Origin of the sequence: Citrobacter cronae (genome assembly GCF_016893685.1) — a bacterium.
GTDB lineage: Bacteria > Pseudomonadota > Gammaproteobacteria > Enterobacterales > Enterobacteriaceae > Citrobacter > Citrobacter werkmanii.
Genome location: NZ_CP069763.1, coordinates 2,552,109 through 2,575,941 on the forward strand (window position 1 = coordinate 2,552,109; position 23,833 = coordinate 2,575,941).

Consider the following 23,833-nt stretch of genomic DNA (forward strand, 5'->3'; position numbering starts at 1 on the left):
ATGCAATGGACATCATTCTAATGAGTATTCAAGACGATGTGTTAAAGCTTTTCAGGGAAGAAATACCCGGGTATTTGGATGAAAACTGGAAAGAGGTACCTTTAGAACTCGACTCAGAACTATTTGATGTCCCCGGTGATGACCTCCACAGTGCTCTGACTCGATATGAGAAAGAGTTTAAAGTCGATTTATCATGTGTGAACTGGAAACCGTATTATCCGTGGCACAATTTGCCACTCTTCACGAGATGGTTCAAAGCTAACCGGGAAGAAATCGAAGCAACACGCATACCGTTAACCGTAAGGATGTTTGCCGAGTCGGCTGAAGCGGGAAAATGGTTGTTTGAAATATGGACGGATAATAAACAGGAAGATGCCTGATGGGGTTACGTTTATCCGGCCTACAAGCCATGTGCTTTTTTGTAGGCCGGATAAGGCGTCAGCCGCCATCCGGCATAGAAGATGTGACGATTAACTTACCAGACGTAAGTCAGTAGGTTCTGCGAGTTTGGCACCATGAAGTCGACGGACATCATCACGCTGAGCGCGGTAATGGCGATGATGGAGAAGCCGAACAGCTTGCGCGCCCAGACTCTGTCATCTTCCACTTTATAACCGCGCAGCGCCATGCCCAACCACCAGACGCTCACCGCCGCCGCAACAATCAGGTATTTATAACCTGCATAACCGCCCAGGGTTAGCATCAGCGTGGCGATAGCAAATGCCACGATATACAGCGTGATATGGTTCTTCGCGACCGAAATGCCTTTTACCACTGGCAGTACAGGGATGTTGGCAGCCTGATAATCCTTGAAGCGGAAAATCGCAATCGCGTAAGAGTGCGGCATTTGCCACAGGCTGAAGATAGCCAGCAGAATCAGCGCACCGCTATCGAACTCACCGGTTACGGCGCAGTAGCCAATCACCGGCGGCGCAGCGCCGGAGAGTGAGCCAATCAGCGTACCGTAAACGGAATGGCGCTTCATATACAGGCTATAGACGCCCACGTATACCACGAAGCCCATCACCCCCAGCCAGCAGGCCAGAGGGTTGGCACCAAACCACAGCAGCATAAAGCCAGCAATACCCAGCAAGGTGGCGTATACCAGCGAGACGGCAGGAGAAATCAGACCTTTAACCAGCACGCGGTTTTTGGTCCTCTCCATCTTCCTGTCGATATCCCTGTCGATATAGTTGTTAAATACACAACCCGACGCCACAACCAGTGACACCCCAACCAGCGTGTAGATAAACAGGGGATAGTCGATGCTGCCTTTCGAGGCCAGCAGGAACCCCCCAATCACCGAGATCAGGTTGCCAAAGATGATGCCTGGTTTCGTAACTTGCAGGTATTGCTTAAACATCATAATCGCCGCTCTTAGTGCATCATCATGTTGTAGTTAAGGTTCCACATAATCCAGATGGAGCCCACAACCAGAATGGCGATGATTAGCACAGTAAAGACAAAGGCCGTCATGTTCCAACCTTCATCAGATTTGCTATTCATGTGCAGGAAGCACACCAGGTGCACCAGAATCTGTACCACGGCCATTGCCAGAATAGTTCCCAGAATAACGGCCGGAGAGGCAGAACCTGTCATCACCATCCAGAACGGAATGACCGTCAGGATGATCGACAGGATAAAACCTGTCATGTAGGTTTTTACGCTGCCATGGGATGCGCCGCCGCTCTCGTTAGAATGACTCATTACATCGCCCCCATCAGATAAACAACAGTGAACACACAGATCCACACCACATCCAGGAAGTGCCAGAACAGGCTCAGGCACATGATGCGGGTACGGTTAGTACTGGTCAGGCCGCGACGGGCAACTTGCACCATCAGCACCGCCATCCAGATAAGACCGGAGGTGACGTGCAGACCGTGCGTGCCGACCAGCGCGAAGAACGCAGACAGGAAGCCGCTGCGATCCGGGCCCATACCGTTAACAATCAGGTGATGGAATTCATAGAGTTCCATCCCGATGAATCCGGCACCGAACAAGAAAGTCAACGCCAGCCAGGAGATGACCTGGCTCTTGTTGTTCTTATACATGGCGATCGCCGCCATGCCGTAAGTAATGGAGCTAAATAACAGCAGGAATGTTTCAACCAGAACGAACGGCAGTTCAAAAATGTCCTTACCTGTCGGGCCACCTGCGGTGCCGTTCACCAGAACGGCATAGGTTGCAAACAGAATTGAGAACAGAATGCAGTCGCTCATCAGGTAGACCCAGAATCCGAAGATCTTGGTTTGGCCTGCATCGTGGTGCCCGTGTTCGTGCGCGTGGGCAGTCGCGTGCGTTAAAGTATCAGTTGCCATTTTTCAGCCCTGCCTTAGTAATCTCATCGAAATGCTGGTTTTCCAGTTTTTCGACTTCCGGGACCGGCACGTAGTAATCCACGTCTTCATCAAAGCTTTTCACAATCCAGCTAATGATCATGCCTGCGAAGCTTGCAATCGCCAGCCACCAGATATGCCAGATCATGGCGAAACCAAACAGTGTTGCGAAGGCGGTAATGACGATACCGGCACCGCTGTTCTTCGGCATATGAATCTCTTCATAGTGCGTAGGCTGCTTGTACGCTTCACCTTTTTCTTTCATTTCCCAGAAGGCATCACGCTCGTGAACGTGCGGCACAACGGCAAAGTTATAGAACGGAGGTGGGGAAGAGGTTGCCCACTCCAGCGTACGACCACCCCATGGGTCACCGGTCAGGTCACGGTTCTGCTCGCGATCGCGAATAGACACGTACATCTGGATGAACTGGCACAGGATACCCAGTGCAATCAGCGCGGCGCCACAGGCGGCAACAACCAGCATCGGATGGAACTGCGGGTCAATCTGCTGGCTGAGGCGACGGGTCATACCCATAAAGCCCAGCACGTACAGCGGCATAAATGCCACGAAGAAGCCGATGATCCAGAACCAGAATGCGCGTTTACCCCAGGTTTCGTTCAGCGTGAAGCCAAACGCTTTTGGCCACCAGTAGGTCATACCCGCGAAGCAACCAAATACCACGCCGCCGATGATAACGTTATGGAAGTGCGCAATCAGGAACAGGCTGTTGTGCAGTACGAAGTCCGCACCCGGCACCGCCAGCAGTACGCCGGTCATGCCGCCGACTGAGAAGGTGACGATAAAGCCAATCGTCCACAGCATTGCTGAGTGGAATACGATACGGCCCTGATACATGGTGAACAGCCAGTTGAAGATCTTCACCCCGGTCGGGATGGCGATAATCATGGTGGTAATACCGAAGAAGGCGTTTACGTTTGCGCCGGCACCCATGGTGAAGAAGTGGTGCAGCCAAACAATGAACGACAGAACGGTGATACACACGGTTGCCCACACCAGCGAGGTGTAACCAAACAGACGCTTACGCGAGAAGGTTGCTGCGACTTCGGAGAATACCCCGAATACTGGCAGGATCAGAATGTACACTTCCGGATGGCCCCAGGCCCAAATCAGGTTGATGTACATCATCATGTTGCCGCCCATATCGTTGGTAAAGAAATGGGTGCCCAGATAGCGATCCAGGGTCAGCAACGCGACGGTAACCGTCAGAATTGGGAACGAAGCGATAATCAGGATGTTCGCGCACAGAGATGCCCAGCTAAATACCGGCATCTTGAACATGGTCATTCCTGGCGCACGCATCTTAATGATGGTCACAAAGAAGTTGATACCGGTCAGGGTTGTACCAATACCGGACAACTGGACTGCCCATATCCAATAATCGACCCCGACGCTTGGACTGTACTCTATTCCCGAAAGAGGCGGATACGCCAGCCAACCGGTCTGCGCGAATTCACCGACGCCCAGAGACAGGTTAACCAGGATTACGCCAACAACGGTGAACCAGAAGCTCAGGTTGTTCAGGAACGGGAATGCAACGTCACGTGCGCCAATCTGTAGTGGAACCACCAGGTTCATCAGACCGATAACAAATGGCATTGCCACGAAGAAGATCATAATCACGCCGTGAGCCGTGAAGATCTGGTCGTAGTGGTGAGGTGGCAGGAAACCCGCTTCACCTGCAGAAGCCAGCGCTTGCTGACTACGCATCATGACGGCATCGGCAAAGCCACGAATCAACATCACGATTGCGACGATGACATACATGATGCCAAGGCGTTTGTGGTCAACCGAAGTTAGCCACTCTTTCCACAGGTAGGTCCACTTACCGAAGTAAGTGATAAGGCCGAGTAAGGCCGCACCACCGATGATAATGGCAGCGATCGTAACCATGACGATTGGTTCATGGAACGGAACTGCATCAAGTGTCAATTTTCCGAACATCGTATTCTTCTCAACCCCTTGAGTTGGCGGATTCCGCGTGGCTCATGTCCATGCCTTCCATACCTTCGTGTGCGCTGTGCTCACCTTCTGGTTGGGTCATGTCCATGCTCTTACCGTGAGCCATAAATTTGTTAATAACATCTTTAAACAAATCAGGTTTCACGTTGGAGAAGTATTCCACCTGGTTGTATTCGCTTGGCACAGCCACTTTTTCGAACGCAGCCATGTCGCTCATGGTGTTCGGAGACTGCTTAGCTTTAGCAACCCATTGGTCGAATTCGGCGCGGTCCTTTGTTGCAATAGCCTTGAATTTCATACCGGAGAAGCCTGGTCCGCTATAGCTTGCGGAGATACCATCATAAGTACCGACTTCATTGGCGATCAGATGCAGTCGAGTCTGCATACCGGCCATGGCATAAATCTGGCTACCCAGACGCGGGATAAAGAAGGAGTTCATCACGGAGTTGGACGTCACTTTGAATTCGACCGGAGTATTCGCCGGGAAGGCGATTTCATTCACGGTAGCGATACCCTGTTCCGGATAGATGAAGAACCATTTCCAGTCCATGGAAACCACTTCGATGGTAATGGGCTTCTCGTCATGCGCCAGCGGTTTGCTTGGCTCAAGAGCGTGAGTGGTTTTCCAGGTCAGCACGGCAAGGAAAATGATGATTAAGATCGGCACCGTCCAGACCACAGCTTCCACTTTATTGGAGTGTGACCAGTTCGGGCTGTACTTCGCATCTTTATTGCTTGCACGATACTTCCAGGCAAAACCAACAGCCATCAAGATGGCAGGAATAACGACGATCAACATCAGGCCAAATGCCGTCAGTATCAATGACCGTTGTTCCAGTCCAATCTGTCCTTTAGGGTCAAGCAGCGCAGAATTACAGCCACTGAGCAACGCAGTGCCTGCAATTAATGACAACCATCCCAAACTTTTATTGTATTTCCTGAGTCTCATTTAACGACCTCAATTCCACGGGACCGGGTGGCGTTTAAAGTGTGAGGTCATTTTACGGGAAGGTTACATTACTGTAAACATCATTGGATCTGTGTTACCGGGTTCTGCCGAGCGTGTCACATATGTTGCAATATATGTCGGGTTGGCTTTAAGAACCTGTTGCAACATCACGTTATAACGAAAGCAGGCAGGTGAGGGACGTGCGGAGGGCAATTGGTATAACCAATACCAAAATAAAACAATTAATTAACAATTGATTATCAATAAAAAGACAATTACAGAACAAAAAATAAATTTTTCATGGCTGAATCGAGTAAGGAAAATAGCATGTATAAAAGGCGTCAATAATTTCCAAATTCTATGGCGCACAAAATAACAAATAATATTTTTATTAGTTGTTGTTTATTTAGCCGTTATAATTACGCAGGGTGATTACAACGGCTAAATATGCTCGTCATACTTCAAGCTACGGGTGTGTTGGCTTTCCTCGCTCACCCCAGTYACTTACTTATGTAAGCTCCYGGGGATTTGCTGCGTCGCCGCCTTCCCGTAACTCGAATTATTTAGAGCATAAATATGCAACATCACGCCAGGCGGGTTTTACGCAACGCAAGATAATCCAGCAATCCGCCGAATACCACTCCGCAGACAGCGACCACCACCGAGATTTCAAGCAGTTCCGGCAGGAAGGAGAAGTTGGTGTAGTCCAGTGCGTTAAGGGTCAGCAACAATAGCCAAACTGCCAGCAAACAGCAGCCCGCGACCAGCGTCATTAATGCCAGACCGTACGCACCCCGAAATTCCGTGCGCGGAATAAAGCTCTCATTTTGCCAGCTATGTTCCAGCGTCTGGCGACAAACCAGCAGCAGGAGGAGTCCAGGCAGCGCGGCAAACACGGAGAACAGATAAAACGTGGGCCACCCGTGCGCTTCGACAAACCAACCCGCTACCGGACCTACGTACACACGGCCAACCGCTGAAAGCGCGGAGAGCAGGGCGAACTGGGTCGCTGAGAAGGACTTATTGCACAGCGTCATTAATAAGGCGACAAACGCCGCAGTGCCCATCCCGCCACACAGGTTCTCAAAGAAGACGGCGGCGGCCATACTGAACATGTGTTTGTCAGTGATGGACAGCAGCCAGTAACCTGCGTTTGATGCCCCTTGCAGAATACCGAAAATCAACAATGCGCGAAACAGCGAGAGGCGCTGCATCAGGATCCCGCCGTACAGCGCGCCAACAATGGTGGCCAGTAGCCCCAATGTCTTATTCACCACGCCAACTTCACCCGCATCAAATCCGACACCGCGGATTAAAAAGGTGGTGGTCAGACTCATCGCGAAGGCATCACCGAGCTTATAAAGCACGATGAGGAGCAGAATCAGCCAGGCATTGTTGCGGCCAAAAAAGTCTCGCAGCGGAGCCGCAACCGCCTGTTCCAGCGATTTAGGCACCGGAATAGCATCTGTTGGTTCTGGTGCTAACAGGGTGGCGATGATGCAAGGGATCAGCAGCGCCGCCATCAGCCAATACATTCCCTGCCAGCCGAGCCAGCGGTCGGCCATCCACAGGGCCAGTCCGCCGGAAACCAGCATCCCTAAACGGTAACCCAGTACGCTGATTGCCGCACCTGCGCCACGCTCTTCGGTGGGCAATACGTCGGTTTTCCAGGCGTCAAAGACGATATCCTGCGATGCCGAACAAAACGCGATCACCACCGCCAGCGCGGCCATCCAGCGTAGCTGCGTACCCGGCTCCAGAAAGCCCATCGCGGCGATAGAAATCAATAGCAGTAGCTGGGTCGCCAGTAGCCAACCGCGACGTCGGCCCAAAAACGGCGGCGTATAGCGGTCCATCAATGGAGACCAGAGGAACTTAAATACGTAGGCCTGGCCGACCAGAGAAAAGAAACCGATGGTTTTAAGATCGATATTTTCGACCGTCATCCACGCCTGGAGCGTACCGGATGTCAGTGCGAGCGGTAATCCGGAGGCGAACCCCAGAATGAGCAGGATAGCTGAACGTGGTTGCTGAAAAATACGTAAGTAATGACTGGACATGGGCTTCTATAGGCCCGACGAACGCCGGGCCATAAGGGCAGAAATTAACGAGCGTTCTGCTTGATGAAATCGTGAACGCTGGTGTCCTGAGACATATCAGCGATGGTGTCGGTCAGGACGCTGTTAACGGCATCAGCAATATTTTTGTTGGAGGCCTGCAGCGCGCCTTCAACAGAGTAGCTTGCGCGGTAGTTTTTGGTCATCTTGTTACCGTTCGCCGCGGTCGCAATAATAGCGATGTCTGCTTTAGTGGCGATGTTGTAACGCACGCTACCCTGAGACACGTCAGCATACAGCTGGCTAACAATGATTTGCAGGTTTACTGCGCCGTTCGGACCAATCATATAACCACGCGCGGTCATCTGTTTTTCCAGCACTTCTTGCAGCAGGAAACGCAGATCGCGGGAAGCGGTCAGGGTAACCAGCTGGTTGTCGCGGGTGACTTTTGCCAGCGCCTGATCCTGACGCTGGTCGGCGCCGTTGATACTCACGGTCACGCCCATCAGGCTCGGATCCTGCTGCGGCAGGGTAATTTTAGGGGAGACTTCAATGGTGGTAGGCGGCGTTGCGCATCCTGCCAACATAAACATCGCAACTAACGGGAAGAGGATTTTTTTAAACATGCCAGGGCTCTCAGCGAATCTAAATTGTGTGGTTAGAGAAAATTCCCGCCATCATAACATCGCCAACGATGAGGGGAAGTGGGTAACGCATGTAAATTCATTGTGTTGTCCTTTTTATGACATTGTGGAGACCAGAAACGGACTTTTTGCAATAAACCAAAGAATGAAATGAGTGAACTTCATTCGTTTGGCTGAGAAAATCAGACAAGCGCTAATTTTTTGTTGCTAAGGTGTAATGAAAACGGTAAAAGCGGCTAGTATTTAAAGGGATGGGTGACATCTCAGCGTTGTCGGAGGAAAAATTTCATGATGATTCGTGAGCAAATAGAAGAAAAATTAAGGGCAGCGTTCCAACCCGTATTCCTCGAAGTTGTGGATGAAAGCTATCGTCACAATGTCCCGGCAGGTTCTGAAAGCCACTTTAAGGTTGTGCTGGTTAGCGATCGTTTTACAGGTGAACGTTTTCTTAATCGTCATCGGATGATTTACGGCACGTTAACGGCGGAACTCTCCACAACCGTACATGCGTTAGCCCTGCATACCTATACCATTAAGGAGTGGGAAGCGTTGCAGGACACGATCTTTGCGTCGCCCCCTTGTCGTGGAGCCGGGAGCATCGCGTAGAAAAACGGATTTGCAACAACCGATGTTTTTCCAGTATGTTGCTACAGAATATGTGAAAACGGCCTGCGGGCCGTTTTGTTTTGTCTGAATTCTGGGGGAGTCGTACAGTATTCAGACAAAAATTAGCCGGGAATTGTGAAAAAAGCCGCAGCAACGCGCGATAACCGTTCTCGACTCATAAAAGTGATGCCGCTATAATGCGCGTCTTATTTTTCGGAATGTCTTCGGGATGATTCTGACGACAGGGAATGTGATTGCTTATGAGAACATCCCAGTTCCGCGAAGCCAACAACCTGTGCTTGCGGAGAAGAGTTGACCGAGCACTGTGATTTTTTGAGGTAACAAGATGCAAGTTTCAGTTGAAACCACTCAAGGCCTTGGCCGCCGTGTAACGATTACTATCGCTGCTGACAGCATCGAGACCGCTGTGAAAAGCGAGCTGGTCAACGTAGCGAAGAAAGTGCGTATTGACGGTTTCCGCAAAGGAAAAGTACCGATGAATGTTGTTGCTCAGCGTTATGGCGCTTCCGTGCGTCAGGACGTGCTGGGCGACCTGATGAGCCGCAACTTCGTTGACGCGATCATCAAAGAAAAAATCAATCCGGCTGGCGCACCGAACTACGTTCCGGGTGAATACAAGCTGGGTGAAGATTTTACTTACGCGGTAGAGTTCGAAGTGTACCCGGAAGTTGAGCTGACTGGCCTGGAAGCAATCGAAGTTGAAAAACCGGTTGTTGAAGTCACCGACGCTGACGTTGATGTAATGCTGGACACTCTGCGTAAGCAGCAGGCTACCTGGAAAGACAAAGACGGCGCTGCTGATGCAGAAGACCGTGTAACCATCGACTTCACCGGTTCTGTAGACGGCGAAGAGTTCGAAGGCGGCAAAGCGTCTGACTTCGTACTGGCGATGGGCCAGGGTCGTATGATCCCAGGCTTTGAAGAAGGCGTTAAAGGCCACAAAGCTGGCGAAGAGTTCACTATCGACGTGACCTTCCCGGAAGAGTACCACGCTGAAAACCTGAAAGGTAAAGCCGCTAAGTTCGTTATCAACCTGAAGAAAGTTGAAGAACGCGAACTGCCGGAACTGACTGAAGAATTCATCAAACGTTTCGGCGTTGAAGATGGTTCCGTAGCCGGTCTGCGTGCTGAAGTACGTAAAAACATGGAACGCGAGCTGAAAGGCGCTGTGCGTAACCGCGTTAAGTCTCAGGCGATCGAAGGTCTGGTAAAAGCTAACGACATCGACGTACCGGCTGCTCTGATCGACAGCGAAATCGACGTTCTGCGTCGTCAGGCTGCGCAGCGTTTTGGCGGTAACGAGAAACAAGCTCTGGAACTGCCGCGTGAACTGTTCGAAGAACAGGCTAAGCGTCGCGTAGTTGTAGGCCTGCTGCTGGGCGAAGTTATTCGCACCAACGAGCTGAAAGCTGACGAAGATCGCGTTAAAGGCCTGATCGAAGAGATGGCTTCTGCTTACGAAGATCCGAAAGAAGTTGTTGAGTTCTACAGCAAAAACAAAGAGCTGATGGACAACATGCGTAACGTCGCTCTGGAAGAACAAGCTGTTGAAGCCGTTCTGGCGAAAGCGAAAGTGACTGAAAAAGCCACTTCCTTCAACGAGCTGATGAACCAGCAGGCGTAATTCGTCGCTTTTGTAGCACGAATTTCGTACGCAAGCCCGTCACCTTTTGGTGGCGGGTTTTTTTTTGTCACGCATTTTGCATGGGAAGAGTGCGAAAACAGCGTTTCAGTGTTAGCGTTACAACAAAAGATTGTTATGCTTGAATTATGGCGATGTCGTACCCATTACTGAGGGACTAGCTGATAATCCGTCCATAAGGTTACAATCAGCACAGCAGGTTTTTTCAAATTTTATCCAGGAGACGGAAATGTCATACAGCGGCGAACGAGATAACTTTGCACCCCATATGGCGCTGGTGCCGATGGTCATTGAACAGACCTCACGTGGTGAGCGCTCTTTTGATATCTATTCTCGTCTACTTAAGGAACGCGTCATTTTTATGACTGGCCAGGTCGAAGACCATATGGCTAACCTGATTGTGGCGCAGATGCTGTTCCTGGAAGCAGAAAACCCGGAAAAAGATATCTACCTGTACATCAACTCCCCTGGTGGGGTGATCACTGCCGGGATGTCTATCTATGACACCATGCAGTTTATTAAGCCGGACGTCAGCACCATTTGTATGGGCCAGGCGGCCTCAATGGGCGCGTTCCTGCTGACTGCCGGGGCGAAAGGTAAACGTTTTTGCCTGCCTAACTCTCGCGTCATGATCCACCAGCCTCTGGGCGGTTACCAGGGCCAGGCAACGGATATTGAAATTCATGCCCGCGAAATCCTGAAGGTAAAAGGGCGCATGAACGAACTTATGGCGCATCATACGGGTCAATCTCTTGAGCAGATTGAACGTGATACCGAGCGCGATCGCTTCCTCTCCGCTTCTGAAGCGGTAGAGTACGGTCTGGTCGACTCGATTTTGACCCATCGTAATTAATGCCCAGTGCGCAGGTGTGCCGCTATAATTACCTGGAGCGGCACAACGCTGACTAGCGTCTTGCGCCTGAGAATGGCATTTGCGTCGTCGTGTGCGGCACAAAGAACAAAGAAGAGGTTTTGACCCATGACAGATAAACGCAAAGATGGCTCGGGCAAATTGTTGTACTGCTCTTTTTGCGGCAAAAGCCAGCATGAAGTGCGGAAGCTGATTGCCGGTCCATCCGTGTATATCTGCGACGAATGTGTCGATTTGTGTAACGACATCATTCGCGAAGAGATTAAGGAAGTAGCACCGCACCGTGAACGCAGTGCGCTGCCGACGCCACATGAAATTCGCAATCACCTGGACGATTACGTTATCGGTCAGGAACAGGCGAAGAAAGTGTTGGCGGTCGCGGTATACAACCATTACAAACGTCTGCGCAACGGCGACACCAGCAATGGCGTCGAGTTGGGCAAAAGTAACATCCTGCTGATTGGCCCGACGGGGTCCGGTAAAACGCTGCTGGCTGAAACGCTGGCGCGCCTGCTGGACGTTCCGTTTACTATGGCTGACGCCACCACGCTGACCGAAGCCGGTTATGTGGGTGAAGATGTTGAAAATATTATTCAGAAACTGCTGCAGAAGTGCGACTACGACGTACAGAAAGCGCAGCGCGGGATCGTCTATATCGATGAAATCGACAAGATTTCTCGTAAGTCTGACAACCCGTCCATTACCCGTGACGTTTCTGGCGAAGGCGTACAGCAAGCGCTGTTGAAACTGATCGAAGGTACGGTTGCCGCCGTTCCGCCGCAGGGGGGACGTAAACATCCGCAGCAGGAGTTCCTGCAGGTTGATACCTCCAAGATCCTGTTTATCTGCGGTGGCGCGTTCGCTGGTCTGGACAAAGTGATCGCTAACCGTGTTGAAACCGGCTCCGGCATTGGTTTTGGCGCAACGGTAAAAGCGCAGTCTGATAAAGCCAGCGAAGGTGAGCTGCTGTCGCAGGTGGAGCCGGAAGATCTGATCAAATTTGGTCTGATCCCTGAGTTCATCGGTCGTCTGCCGGTGGTGGCAACGCTGAGCGAACTGAGTGAAGAAGCGCTGATCCAGATCCTGAAAGAGCCGAAAAACGCCCTGACCAAGCAGTACCAGGCGCTGTTCAACCTTGAAGGTGTCGATCTGGAGTTCCGTGAGGAAGCGCTGGATGCGATCGCCAAGAAAGCGATGGCGCGTAAAACCGGTGCCCGTGGTTTGCGTTCTATCGTCGAAGCCGCGCTGCTTGACACCATGTACGATCTGCCTTCGATGGAAGACGTCGAAAAAGTGGTGATTGATGAGTCGGTGATTGGCGGTCAGAGCAAGCCATTGCTGATTTACGGTAAGCCGGAAGCACAGCAGGCATCTGGCGAATAATTCATCAATTCATACAGACATTTAATTTAAAAGGGGGGATTTTATCTCCCCTTTTATTTTTCCGTAAACATGGCGTTGAATGTGTGGGAAACATCCCCATATACTGACATACATGTTAAAGGTGGTGTGAAGCACAGTCGTACCACCTGATTACCTGGCGGACACTAAACTAAGAGAGAGCTCTATGAATCCTGAGCGTTCTGAACGCATTGAAATCCCCGTATTGCCGTTGCGCGATGTGGTGGTTTATCCGCACATGGTCATACCCTTATTTGTAGGGCGGGAAAAATCTATCCGTTGTCTGGAAGCGGCTATGGACCATGATAAAAAAATCATGCTGGTCGCACAGAAAGAAGCGTCAACGGATGAGCCGGGTGTAAACGATCTTTTCACCGTCGGGACCGTGGCCTCTATTTTGCAGATGCTGAAACTGCCTGACGGCACCGTAAAAGTGCTGGTCGAGGGGTTACAGCGCGCGCGTATTTCTGCGCTGTCTGACAACGGCGAGCATTTCTCTGCAAAAGCGGAGTACCTTGACTCGCCTGCCATTGATGAGCGCGAACAGGAAGTGCTGGTGCGTACCGCTATCAGCCAGTTCGAAGGCTATATCAAGCTGAACAAGAAAATTCCACCAGAAGTGCTGACGTCGCTGAACAGCATTGACGATCCCGCGCGTCTGGCGGACACCATCGCTGCGCACATGCCGCTGAAGCTGGCAGATAAGCAGTCCGTGCTGGAGATGTCCGACGTTAACGAACGTCTGGAATATCTGATGGCGATGATGGAATCTGAAATTGATCTTCTGCAGGTTGAGAAACGCATTCGCAACCGCGTGAAGAAGCAGATGGAAAAATCCCAGCGCGAGTACTATCTGAACGAGCAGATGAAAGCTATTCAGAAAGAACTCGGCGAGATGGATGATGCGCCGGACGAAAACGAAGCGCTGAAACGCAAAATCGACGCGGCGAAAATGCCGAAAGAGGCAAAAGAGAAAGCCGAAGCAGAGCTGCAGAAGCTGAAAATGATGTCTCCGATGTCGGCGGAAGCGACCGTGGTCCGTGGCTACATCGACTGGATGGTACAGGTACCGTGGAATGCGCGTAGCAAGGTCAAAAAAGACCTGCGTCAGGCGCAGGAAATCCTCGATACCGACCATTACGGTCTGGAACGCGTCAAAGACCGTATCCTTGAGTATCTCGCGGTTCAAAGCCGTGTGAACAAAATCAAGGGGCCGATCCTGTGTCTGGTTGGGCCGCCGGGGGTAGGTAAAACTTCTCTGGGCCAGTCCATCGCGAAAGCGACCGGGCGTAAATACATCCGTATGGCGCTTGGCGGCGTACGTGATGAGGCTGAAATTCGCGGTCACCGCCGGACCTATATCGGTTCGATGCCGGGTAAACTGATCCAGAAAATGGCTAAAGTGGGCGTTAAAAACCCGCTGTTCCTGCTCGATGAGATCGACAAAATGTCTTCCGACATGCGTGGCGATCCGGCTTCCGCGCTGCTTGAGGTGCTGGATCCAGAGCAGAACGTGGCGTTCAGCGATCACTACCTGGAAGTGGACTACGATCTCAGCGACGTGATGTTCGTTGCGACTTCGAACTCCATGAATATTCCGGCGCCGTTGCTGGATCGTATGGAAGTGATCCGTCTGTCCGGCTACACCGAAGACGAGAAGCTGAACATTGCTAAACGTCACCTGTTGCCGAAACAGATTGAGCGTAACGCGCTGAAAAAAGGCGAGCTTACGGTCGACGATAGCGCCATTGTGGGCATTATTCGTTACTACACCCGTGAAGCGGGCGTGCGTAGTCTGGAGCGTGAAATCTCTAAACTGTGCCGCAAAGCCGTGAAGCAGCTGCTGCTCGACAAATCACTGAAACATATTGTGATCAATGGCGACAACCTGCACGACTACCTGGGCGTACAGCGCTTTGACTATGGTCGCGCGGACAACGAAAACCGCGTCGGTCAGGTGACCGGTCTGGCGTGGACGGAAGTGGGCGGCGATCTGCTGACCATCGAAACCGCCTGCGTTCCGGGTAAAGGCAAGCTGACCTACACCGGTTCTTTGGGTGAGGTAATGCAGGAGTCTATTCAGGCTGCACTGACCGTGGTGCGCGCGCGCGCGGAAAAACTGGGTATTAATCCGGACTTTTACGAAAAACGCGACATCCACGTTCACGTACCAGAAGGGGCGACGCCGAAAGATGGTCCAAGTGCCGGTATTGCCATGTGTACCGCGCTGGTTTCTTGTCTGACCGGTAACCCGGTACGCGCCGATGTGGCGATGACCGGCGAGATCACTCTGCGTGGTCAGGTGCTGCCAATCGGTGGTTTGAAAGAAAAACTGCTGGCGGCGCACCGTGGCGGCATTAAGACGGTCTTAATTCCAGATGAAAACAAACGTGACCTGGAAGAGATTCCGGACAACGTGATTGCCGATCTGGACATCCATCCGGTGAAACGCATCGAGGAAGTTTTGACGCTTGCGCTGCAAAATGAACCCTCTGGAATGCAGGTTGTGACCGCAAAATAGTGACCTCGCGCAAAGAGCACTAATAAAAACAGGGCTGGCAGGCCATTTCGGACTTGCCAGCCTTTTTTTGTATAGCTAATTTAGATGACGGATTAGGCTTGCCATCATTAACGGGTGTTGTAAGGGCATGGCAGGCCTGATATAACTGCTGCGCGGTCGCACTTTGAAGGATTCAGGTGCGATATAAATTATAAAAGAGGAAGAGAAGAGTGAATAAATCTCAACTGATCGACAAAATTGCTGCAGGGGCTGATATCTCTAAAGCTGCGGCTGGACGTGCGTTAGATGCAATTATTGCTTCTGTTACCGAATCCCTGAAGGAAGGCGATGACGTAGCGCTGGTAGGTTTTGGTACTTTTGCCGTTAAAGAGCGTGCTGCCCGTACTGGTCGCAACCCGCAAACAGGTAAAGAGATCACCATCGCCGCGGCTAAAGTACCGGGCTTCCGTGCAGGTAAAGCACTGAAAGACGCGGTAAACTAAGTGATTTCCCCTTTGGGGATGTGACGAAGTACAAGGGCGCATCAACTGATGTGCCTTTTTTATTTCTGATTCCGGTACTTTCTACGTGTTGTGGGCTGACAATTGCCCCCGTTTCTTGTCACAATAGGCCTTTGTGCGCAGCGTTCAGGAAACGCTATGCTGCGTGAAGCATATATACTCAAAATCCTTGCCGCCGTTGTTGTAACAACGTGCAGGCGGCTTGAAGGATAACGCGTATAGTCATCTACAGCGGAGTGTGGTTACACCATGATGGACAGCTTACGCACGGCTGCTAACAGTCTCGTGCTCAAGATTATTTTCGGTATCATTATCGTGTCGTTCATTTTGACCGGCGTGAGTGGTTACCTGATTGGCGGGGGCAACAATTACGCCGCCAAAGTGAATGGCCAGGAGATCAGCCGCGGGCAATTCGAGAATGCGTTCAATAGCGAACGTAACCGCATGCAGCAACAGTTGGGCGATCAATACTCTGAGCTGGCGGCGAATGAAGGCTATATGAAAACGCTGCGTCAGCAGGTGCTGAATCGTCTTGTAGACGAAGCGCTGCTGGATCAATACTCCCGCGAGCTGAAGCTCAATATCAGCGACGATCAGGTTAAACAGGCTATTTTCGCCACGCCTGCTTTCCAGGTGGACGGCAAATTTGATAACAACCGCTACAATGCGATTGTTAATCAAATGGGAATGACCGCCGATCAGTACGCTGAGGCATTACGTAATCAGCTTACTACCCAGCAGTTGATCAACGGCGTTGCCGGTACGGACTTCATGCTGAAAGGCGAGACCGATGAGCTGGCGGCGCTGGTCGCACAGCAGCGTATCGTGCGTGAGGCGACGATTGACGTTAACGCGCTTGCCGCGAAGCAATCCGTTACCGAGCAGGAAGTTGCCAGCTACTACGAGCAGAATAAAAACAACTTCATGACGCCGGAACAGTTCCGCGTGAGCTACATCAAGCTGGACGCTGCTGCACTGCAGGAGACGGCCAGCGATGCTGATATTCAGTCTTACTATGACCAGCATCAGGACCAGTTCACTCAGCCGCAGCGTAACCGCTACAGCATTATTCAGACGAAAACGGAAGATGAAGCTAAAGCGGTACTGGATGAGTTGAGCAAAGGCGCAGATTTCGCTGCGCTGGCGAAAGAAAAATCAGCCGACATCATCTCTGCCCGTAAAGGTGGCGATATGGGATGGCTGGAAGATTCCACCACTCCGGATGAGCTGAAAAATGCCGGCCTGAAAGACAAAGGCCAACTGTCCGGTGTGATTAAATCTTCCGTTGGTTTCCTCGTTGCGCGTCTTGATGACGTACAGCCTGCGCAGGTTAAACCGCTGAGCGAAGCCCGTGACGACATTGCGGCGAAAGTGAAGCAGGAAAAAGCGCTGGATGCGTACTATGCGCTGCAGCAGAAAGTGAGCGATGCAGCCAGCAACGATAACGAATCCCTGGCGGGTGCGGAGCAAGCTGCCGGTATGAAAGCGGTTGAAACGGGCTGGTTTAGCCGTGACAGTCTGCCGGAAGAGCTGAATTTCAAACCCGTCGCTGACGTCATTTTCAATGGGGGTCTGGTTGGCGAGAACGGTACGCCAGGCAGTAACTCTGACATCATTACCGTGGATGGCGATCGCGCGTTTGTGCTGCGTATTGCAGAGCACAAAGCCGAAGCCGTTAAGCCACTGGCTGAAGTGAAAGAGCAGGTTACTGCGCTTGTTAAGCACAATAAAGCAGAGCAACAGGCTAAGCTGGATGCTGATAAACTGCTGGCGGACCTGAAAGCCGGTAAAGGCGATGAAGCGATGAAAGCCGCGGGTCTGAGCTTTGGTGAGGCGAAAACGCTGAGCCGCACTGGTCAGGATCCTCTGAGCCAGGCAGCCTTTGGTCTGAGCCTGCCAGCGAAAGACAAACCGAGCTACGGCGTGGCGAACGATATGCAGGGGAACGTTGTTCTGCTGGCGCTGGACGAAGTGAAAGCGGGTTCGATGCCTGAAGCGCAGAAGAAAGCGATGGTTCAGGGGATCACCCAGAACAACGCGCAGATTGTGTTTGAAGCGCTGATGAGCAACCTGCGTAAAGCCGCAAAAATTAAAATCGGTGACGCGCTGGAGCAACAGCAATAACCGAGGCTGCTCGCAAAAAATTGCAAAAAGTTGTATTAACCAAAGGCCGCTTTCGCGGCCTTTTCCATTTCTGTTATTTGCCGTTTGTCTGCTGTTCCGCACCTCGCTATCGTGATTCCACTGTTAACAAACACGGAGAAAACAGTATGAAACATGGAATCAAAGCCCTGCTTATCACCCTTTCATTGACCTGCGGCGCTATGGCCCAAAGCGCATTGGCTGCAGAGCCCGTTACCAAAAACCAGGCGACTCAAACCAAAGCGGATGCTTCCACAGTGGCGCAAAGCAAGGCTACGCAACCCGCTAAAGCAAGCGAGGATGAAGGCACCAGGGTAAGCATCAACAGCGCTTCTGCGGAGGATTTAGCGCGAGTGATGAATGGGGTCGGACTGAAAAAGGCTCAGGCCATTGTCAGCTATCGAGAAGAGTACGGGCCATTTAAAACGGTCGATGATTTAAAGCAGGTGCCGGGGATGGGAAGTTCTTTGGTAGAGCGTAACCTGGCAGTTTTAACACTTTAATAACTTGCAGAGCGCTGAAAGTTTGCCAGACTATAGAGGTCATACCAGTTATGGCCTCTTCACCCTGAATATGTACATATAAAAAAACGTAAGGTTTCTGCGCTATGCAAACACAAATCAAAGTCCGTGGTTATCATCTTGATGTCTATCAGCACGTCAACAATGCCCGTTATCTTGAGTTTCTGGAAGAAGCACGCTGGGATGGACTGGAAAACAGCGACAGCTTTCAGTGGATGACCGCTCACAACATCGCTTTTGTGGTTGTGAATATTAATATCAACTATCGCCGTCCGGCGGTGCTGAGCGACCTGCTGACTGTTACCAGTCAGGTACAGCAGTTAAATGGCAAAAGCGGCGTGTTGAACCAGACTATCACCCTGGAGCCGGAAGGACAGGTGGTAGCAGATGCGTTGATTACCTTCGTCTGTATTGATTTGAAAACGCAAAAAGCGCTACCGCTGGAAGGAGAGTTGCGCGAGAAACTGGAACTGATGGTGAAGTAGTGGCTGCGAGTGCTTGCAGGCCGGATAAGCAAAGCGCCATCCGGCATCGCTCAACCCATTACTTTAACCCGGTTTTCTGCTTCATCGCCGTCATCACTGCCGGTTTATCCGCCAGATAATGGTTAAGACCGTTGGCGCGCAGATTACAGGCCGCGCAGTGACCACAACCGTCACCTTTGATACCGTTATAGCAGGTCAGCGTTTCTTCGCGTACCAGGTCCAGCTTGCCCCAGTAATCGGCCAGTGCCCAGGTTTCGGCTTTATCGATCCACATCAGCGGAGTTTCAAAGCGGATATCTTTTGCCATCCCCAGGCTCACGGCATGGTTCAGAGCCTTGACGAACTCATCGCGACAGTCGGGATATCCAGAGAAGTCGGTTTCACAAACGCCGGTAATGACCGCCTCTGCCTGTACCTGATATGCGTAAATCGCCGCCAGCGTTAAAAACAAAATATTGCGTCCGGGCACAAAGGTATTGGGAATGCCGTTCGCATCCGGTTCGTAATCAGGCACCGGAATGTTATCACGGGTCAGGCTACTGACAGCCAGTTCGCTAAGCAGCGTGACATCAAGCACTTTGTGCGCACGCGCGCCGAGTTTTAAGGCCAGATCACGTGCGACATCAATCTCAGCGCGATGGCGCTGACCATAATCAAAGGTCACGCAGTGCACTTCATCATACTGATGTAGCGCTTGCGCCAGACAGGTCGTGGAGTCCTGACCTCCACTGAATACAACAACGGCACGTTTCATGGCTTTTCCTGACAAATAACGAAACCCATATGGTAGCGCCTGGACGTGGTGTCGACCAGCTTCTTCATGCTGAAGGGGGCGGTAACCAGGCTTCGGTGAACTCAAACCAGCCGCGAGGATTCAGGCGAACACCGTTCACGCCCGGTGGCGCGCTAATACGATAGTGATAATTGAACAGCGGAGTCAGCGTGGCATCATGCATCAGCGTGGCGAACACTTGCTGTAACGCCGCGTGACGATCGTCTTCATTGGCCTGGACTTGCAGGGCATCCAGCGTGGTTTGCAAGTGCGTGTATTCAGGCGCATTGAGTACATGTGACCACAGTTGATCGCAACGTAACCACTGTTCGAGGGTATATTCAGGCGCTTCGCCAATCAGTCTGTCTCCCATCATCAGGTCGGCCTGCGCTAAAGGATGATTACCGTCCCAGTTTTTAGCATTATGAAATATAAGCGTTAATTCACAGCCGAGTAGCGCCAGCGCCTGGCGAAGCTGTTCAGCCATGGCATGTAGTTCAACCGGCAGGTGATACGCCAGCGTCAGTTTTTCCGGTAGCGCTACCTCGTTCAACTCATCCCATTGCGGGATCGTCCATCCAGGCAGCAGCGCATTGCTCGGGGTTATCAGGTTTTCATCTACCTCCAGCGTTTGTAGCAGGGAAGAGCGATGGATAATATTGACCAGCCGGCGGGCTTGCAAGGTATTCAGGCGCGCACTTTTTCTGAGCGTGAGATAGCAAAAACCGAGGCTTATCCCGCTGCTCACCTGGCTTAGCATGGGCAGCTCTTCGGGTTTACCAATCGCTATTTGCACCGGATGGCGACAGCTGGTGCCCAAGTCCTGGGAGAAGAGTTGCGGAGTTATCCAGTATTCGATCGCTTTCAGGAGTGGATGACTCAGGTGGTAGTGATCGTGACTCTCGATACGCACCAGCTCAGGGGTAAACAACGTCAACCGGAATGGACCTGTACCTACAAACGGATGTTCCGGATGCGCCAAATGGCTGCTGTAGCTTGCCAGACGATGCGCCAGCCAGAAGTCGGGGCGATGCAGAATAAAGGTCAGACACTGGGGATGGGCCACCTCAATATGTTTGACGCTGATGAACAGCTTATTCAGCGCGGGTAGTTCTAACAGCTTCAGCAACTGCTGATGTAGCTGCGTACTGCTGACGGCATCGCCGTTATGCCAGTACAACGTGGAGCGAATATAGAAATCCCAACGCAGGCCGTCGGCGGAGATATTCCAGTGGTGAGCTAAATCACCGCAGGGGCGTTGTGTATGCGTGTCAAACCGGGTCAGGCCAGAGAATACCTGCCCGGCGAGATGTTGCTCTGCGCGGCCAGGGAGAAATCCGGGGTGCAAAGGGTCGAGCTGGCGGTAATAGGGGATACGCAGGGTTGGCGTGTCGTTTTGCCACTGACCGCCCATAAACGGTTGTAGCAGGGTTCTTAATTCACCCGGCGCCAGTTGGGCCAGCTCCAGCACGCTAAGCTGTTCCCCCTTTTGCAGCGCCTGCTCCATCATGGTATTGCGTAGTGAGTCCGGCGTAACTAAAAAGCGTAGCTGCCCGCGTTTACCCCGCCCCGATTGGGCGTGCCACTCCAGCCAGCCTGCATCCTGCGCTTGTTTTAACAAGGTTCGCACGTGGCGTTCGCTGCAAAAACAGCGTTCAGCCAGTTCGCCAATGGTCACCGACTGCGGCTCCCCGTTCGAGGGTTGCCACAGGCGTTGGTATTGATTTAGTCGGTTCAATAGTCGCATATAAACCCGGAACAATTCATTTTATCTATTCACTATTACTTCCGTATATCTCAGGTGATACTGAATCACAAGTTAACCGCCTCACAGTGTGGAGAAAGAAATGGCTCGTCTGGCTGCATTTGATATGGATGGCACTCTTTTGATGCCGAATCACCATTTAGGTGATGAAACGCTTTCAACGCTGGCGCGCCTGCGTGAACGTGATATCACTCTGACATTTGCCACCGGTCGCCATGTGCTGGAGATGCGCCACATTCTGGGTTCTATTTCGCTGGATGCCTTTTTAATCACGGGTAACGGTACGCGCATTCACTCGCTGGAGGGTGATGTGCTGCACCGCCAGGATCTGGATCCGAATGTTGCGGATAGTGTATTGCACCAGAAGTGGGACACCACGGCCAGCATGCATGTCTTTAATGACAACGGTTGGTTCACCGGACAAGAAATTCCAGCGCTGCTTCAGGCGCATGTATATAGCGGATTTCGTTACCAGATCGTGGATGTGAAACGTATTCCCGCCCACCAGGTAACGAAGATCTGTTTCTGCGGCGATCATGACACGCTGATCCGTCTGCGCATTCAACTCAATGAGGCGCTGGGTGAACAGGCGAATCTCTGTTTCTCCGCGGTTGATTGCCTCGAGGTGCTGCCGCTGGGATGTAATAAAGGTTCTGCGCTGGCGGTATTAAGCAACCACTTAGGTTATTCAATGGCCGAGTGTATGGCGTTTGGCGATGCCATGAACGATCGCGAAATGTTAAGTAGCGTAGGGCGCGGCCTGATTATGGGTAACGCGATGCCGCAACTGATTGCTGAACTGCCTCATTTATCGGTGATTGGGCATTGCCGTAATCAGGCAGTATCACACTTTTTGACGCATTGGCTGGACAATCCGCATCTACCTTATTCCCCCGAATGAGAGATCCCTTCCAGCAAGCCAGACTTCGCGTCTGGCTTTTTTTTGTCTGATTAGTGGGTATTCAGGAGTTGAGCCAGCTCCGCTTTCCACGGCGTTAAATCACCGATGTGCGCGTCGACCCACTGCGGGTTGTAATAGGTTTCCAGATAACGTTCGCCGCTGTCACACAACAACGTCACCAGCGATCCCGTTTCTCCTGCATCGCGCATACGGGCGGCAAGTTGTAATGCTCCCCACATGTTGGTACCGGTTGAGGCGCCAACTTTACGGCCTAGCTGCGTCTCCAGCCAGTGCGCGGTGGCCACGCTGGCGGCATCAGGCACGCGCAGCATTTCATCGACCACATCAGGAATAAAAGACGGTTCTACGCGTGGGCGACCGATACCTTCGATTTTGCTACCTACCGGGCTGCGTAAGGTTGCATCGCGATCTTGCCAGAAGGGCAGAAAGACCGAGTTTTCCGGGTCCACCACCATCAAACGAGTGTCGTAGCCCTGACAACGAATATAGCGGCCAATGGTCGCCGAGGTGCCGCCGGTTCCGGCACTCATCACGATATGCCGGGGAACGGGGTTGGGCTCGCATTGCATCTGCCGAAAGATACTGTCGGCAATATTGTTGTTACCACGCCAGTCGGTGGCGCGCTCAGCGTAAGTGAACTGATCCATGTAATGGCCGTTCAGCTCACGCGCCAGTTGTTCAGAAGCCGCATAAATTTCGCAGGCGCTTTCCACGAAATGACAGCGCCCGCCATAAAACTCAATCTGTTCAATTTTACGTTTCGCAGTACACGAAGGCATAACGGCGATAAACGGTAATCCTAACAGACGGGCGAAATACGCTTCGGAAACCGCCGTTGAGCCGGATGATGACTCGATGATGGTAGTGCCTTCTTTGATCCAGCCATTGCACAGTCCATACAGAAACAGTGAGCGTGCCAGACGATGTTTCAGGCTCCCGGTCGGATGCGTGCTCTCATCTTTTAAATAGAGCTGAATGCCCGGAAACGCCGGGAGCGACAGACGAATGAGATGCGTATCCGCAGAACGCTGATAATCCGCGTTGATTTCATTGATGGCGTTTTTAACCCAGGAGCTATTCATCATTAAAAGATATCCATTTGTCATTTTGTGCCCAGAATAGCGAAAAGCACGGAAAAAATTGTTGCCATTTAGCCTTTAAAATAGAATGTAAGGAGAAAATTCTTCTCTGTGGAGTGGATATGTTAGACAAAATTGACCGTAAGCTGCTCGGCTTACTGCAACAGGACTGCACCCTTTCTTTGCAGGCGTTAGCAGATGCCGTTAATCTGACTACCACCCCTTGCTGGAAACGCCTCAAACGGCTTGAAGATGATGGTATCCTGCTGGGTCGAGTCGCCCTGCTGGATCCCGAAAAACTGGGGCTGGGCTTAACCGCGTTTGTGTTGATCAAGACTCAGCACCACAGCAGCGAATGGTATTGCCGCTTTGTCACCGAAGTCACCGGAATGCCGGAAGTTCTGGGATTCTGGCGTATGGCAGGGGAGTATGACTACCTGATGCGGGTCCAGGTCGCCGATATGAAAAGCTATGACGAATTTTATAAGCGCCTGGTGAACAGCGTGCCGGGCCTGTCTGATGTCACCTCCAGCTTTGCGATGGAACAGATTAAATACACAACTGCTCTACCGATTGAATAATTCTCCCGGCGCTCATTGCCGGAAATCTTGTCAG

General features: G+C 51.8%; 22 protein-coding genes. 12 read left to right on the forward strand and 10 right to left on the reverse strand.

All coding sequences use genetic code 11. The features are described from left to right. Positions 1–5: 5 nt before the first annotated feature. Entirely contained in the window at positions 6–380 is a 375-nt protein-coding gene (locus tag JSN25_RS10765; RefSeq protein ID WP_069323957.1) for a DUF1493 family protein, read from the forward strand. A gap of 95 nt (positions 381–475) precedes the next feature. On the opposite strand, the gene cyoE is transcribed toward JSN25_RS10765, so the two are convergent. The 7 genes from cyoE to JSN25_RS10800 all read right to left on the reverse strand — a co-directional run bounded on the left by cyoE (position 476) and on the right by JSN25_RS10800 (position 7,952). Next, positions 476–1,366 (reverse strand): heme o synthase, encoded by an 891-nt coding sequence (gene cyoE, locus JSN25_RS10770; RefSeq protein ID WP_003831005.1) that lies wholly within the window; start codon positions 1,364–1,366, stop codon positions 476–478. An 11-nt stretch (positions 1,367–1,377) separates the two neighbouring features. After that, positions 1,378–1,707: a cytochrome o ubiquinol oxidase subunit IV gene (locus tag JSN25_RS10775; protein ID WP_003831006.1), complete on the reverse strand. Its 330-nt coding sequence runs from the start codon at positions 1,705–1,707 to the stop codon at positions 1,378–1,380. Continuing rightward, positions 1,707–2,321, reverse strand: coding sequence for a cytochrome o ubiquinol oxidase subunit III (locus tag JSN25_RS10780; RefSeq protein WP_003831007.1), 615 nt, complete (start codon positions 2,319–2,321; stop codon positions 1,707–1,709). The genes JSN25_RS10775 and JSN25_RS10780 overlap by 1 nt, the downstream gene beginning before the upstream one ends. After that, positions 2,311–4,302, reverse strand: a complete 1,992-nt coding sequence (gene cyoB / locus JSN25_RS10785) for a cytochrome o ubiquinol oxidase subunit I (RefSeq protein ID WP_038638255.1) — start codon at positions 4,300–4,302, stop codon at positions 2,311–2,313. Before cyoB ends, JSN25_RS10780 begins: the two co-directional genes overlap by 11 nt. Before the next feature lie 10 nt (positions 4,303–4,312). Continuing rightward, positions 4,313–5,269, reverse strand: coding sequence for a cytochrome o ubiquinol oxidase subunit II (cyoA, locus tag JSN25_RS10790; RefSeq protein ID WP_085047638.1), 957 nt, complete (start codon positions 5,267–5,269; stop codon positions 4,313–4,315). 584 nt (positions 5,270–5,853) lie between these two features. Then, the gene (ampG, locus tag JSN25_RS10795; RefSeq protein WP_069323958.1) at positions 5,854–7,329 is read right to left on the reverse strand and encodes a muropeptide MFS transporter AmpG; all 1,476 of its coding nucleotides are present in this window, start codon (positions 7,327–7,329) and stop codon (positions 5,854–5,856) included. Positions 7,330–7,373: 44 nt separating this feature from the next. Beyond that, positions 7,374–7,952, reverse strand: a complete 579-nt coding sequence (locus tag JSN25_RS10800) for a lipoprotein (protein WP_003021617.1) — start codon at positions 7,950–7,952, stop codon at positions 7,374–7,376. 306 nt (positions 7,953–8,258) lie between these two features. Here JSN25_RS10800 and bolA point away from each other — a divergent pair, with 306 nt between their 5' ends. The 9 genes from bolA to fadM all read left to right on the forward strand — a co-directional run bounded on the left by bolA (position 8,259) and on the right by fadM (position 18,680). Then, positions 8,259–8,576, forward strand: a complete 318-nt coding sequence (gene bolA, locus JSN25_RS10805; protein WP_038638264.1) for a transcriptional regulator BolA — start codon at positions 8,259–8,261, stop codon at positions 8,574–8,576. A gap of 346 nt (positions 8,577–8,922) precedes the next feature. Further along, positions 8,923–10,221, forward strand: coding sequence for a trigger factor (gene tig, locus JSN25_RS10810; RefSeq protein WP_003021622.1), 1,299 nt, complete (start codon positions 8,923–8,925; stop codon positions 10,219–10,221). 247 nt (positions 10,222–10,468) lie between these two features. Continuing rightward, the gene (gene clpP / locus JSN25_RS10815; protein WP_032939995.1) at positions 10,469–11,092 is read left to right on the forward strand and encodes an ATP-dependent Clp endopeptidase proteolytic subunit ClpP; all 624 of its coding nucleotides are present in this window, start codon (positions 10,469–10,471) and stop codon (positions 11,090–11,092) included. 126 nt (positions 11,093–11,218) lie between these two features. Then, positions 11,219–12,493: an ATP-dependent protease ATP-binding subunit ClpX gene (gene clpX / locus JSN25_RS10820; protein ID WP_003831013.1), complete on the forward strand. Its 1,275-nt coding sequence runs from the start codon at positions 11,219–11,221 to the stop codon at positions 12,491–12,493. A 184-nt stretch (positions 12,494–12,677) separates the two neighbouring features. Beyond that, positions 12,678–15,032: an endopeptidase La gene (gene lon / locus JSN25_RS10825; RefSeq protein ID WP_038638272.1), complete on the forward strand. Its 2,355-nt coding sequence runs from the start codon at positions 12,678–12,680 to the stop codon at positions 15,030–15,032. Positions 15,033–15,241: 209 nt separating this feature from the next. After that, positions 15,242–15,514, forward strand: a complete 273-nt coding sequence (gene hupB, locus JSN25_RS10830) for a nucleoid-associated protein HU-beta (protein WP_003021629.1) — start codon at positions 15,242–15,244, stop codon at positions 15,512–15,514. Positions 15,515–15,781: 267 nt separating this feature from the next. Beyond that, positions 15,782–17,656, forward strand: coding sequence for a peptidylprolyl isomerase (ppiD, locus tag JSN25_RS10835; protein WP_085047635.1), 1,875 nt, complete (start codon positions 15,782–15,784; stop codon positions 17,654–17,656). A 146-nt stretch (positions 17,657–17,802) separates the two neighbouring features. Next, complete coding sequence (locus tag JSN25_RS10840; protein ID WP_204524927.1) at positions 17,803–18,177, forward strand: helix-hairpin-helix domain-containing protein; 375 nt, start codon at positions 17,803–17,805, stop codon at positions 18,175–18,177. 104 nt (positions 18,178–18,281) lie between these two features. After that, entirely contained in the window at positions 18,282–18,680 is a 399-nt protein-coding gene (gene fadM, locus JSN25_RS10845; protein ID WP_038638282.1) for a long-chain acyl-CoA thioesterase FadM, read from the forward strand. A gap of 58 nt (positions 18,681–18,738) precedes the next feature. Here the strand turns inward: fadM and queC are convergent, their stop codons facing one another. Beyond that, positions 18,739–19,434 (reverse strand): 7-cyano-7-deazaguanine synthase QueC, encoded by a 696-nt coding sequence (queC, locus tag JSN25_RS10850; RefSeq protein ID WP_038638285.1) that lies wholly within the window; start codon positions 19,432–19,434, stop codon positions 18,739–18,741. A gap of 64 nt (positions 19,435–19,498) precedes the next feature. Next, the gene (locus JSN25_RS10855) at positions 19,499–21,199 is read right to left on the reverse strand and encodes an SgrR family transcriptional regulator (protein ID WP_204524928.1); all 1,701 of its coding nucleotides are present in this window, start codon (positions 21,197–21,199) and stop codon (positions 19,499–19,501) included. A 100-nt stretch (positions 21,200–21,299) separates the two neighbouring features. Here JSN25_RS10855 and cof point away from each other — a divergent pair, with 100 nt between their 5' ends. After that, the gene (gene cof / locus JSN25_RS10860) at positions 21,300–22,118 is read left to right on the forward strand and encodes an HMP-PP phosphatase (RefSeq protein ID WP_069323962.1); all 819 of its coding nucleotides are present in this window, start codon (positions 21,300–21,302) and stop codon (positions 22,116–22,118) included. 50 nt (positions 22,119–22,168) lie between these two features. Here cof and JSN25_RS10865 read toward each other — a convergent pair whose 3' ends face one another. Then, positions 22,169–23,224, reverse strand: coding sequence for a PLP-dependent cysteine synthase family protein (locus tag JSN25_RS10865; protein WP_110498633.1), 1,056 nt, complete (start codon positions 23,222–23,224; stop codon positions 22,169–22,171). 116 nt (positions 23,225–23,340) lie between these two features. On the opposite strand from JSN25_RS10865, the gene decR reads away from it, so the two are divergent. Then, positions 23,341–23,799, forward strand: coding sequence for a DNA-binding transcriptional regulator DecR (gene decR / locus JSN25_RS10870; RefSeq protein ID WP_003831023.1), 459 nt, complete (start codon positions 23,341–23,343; stop codon positions 23,797–23,799). Positions 23,800–23,833 lie beyond the last annotated feature (34 nt).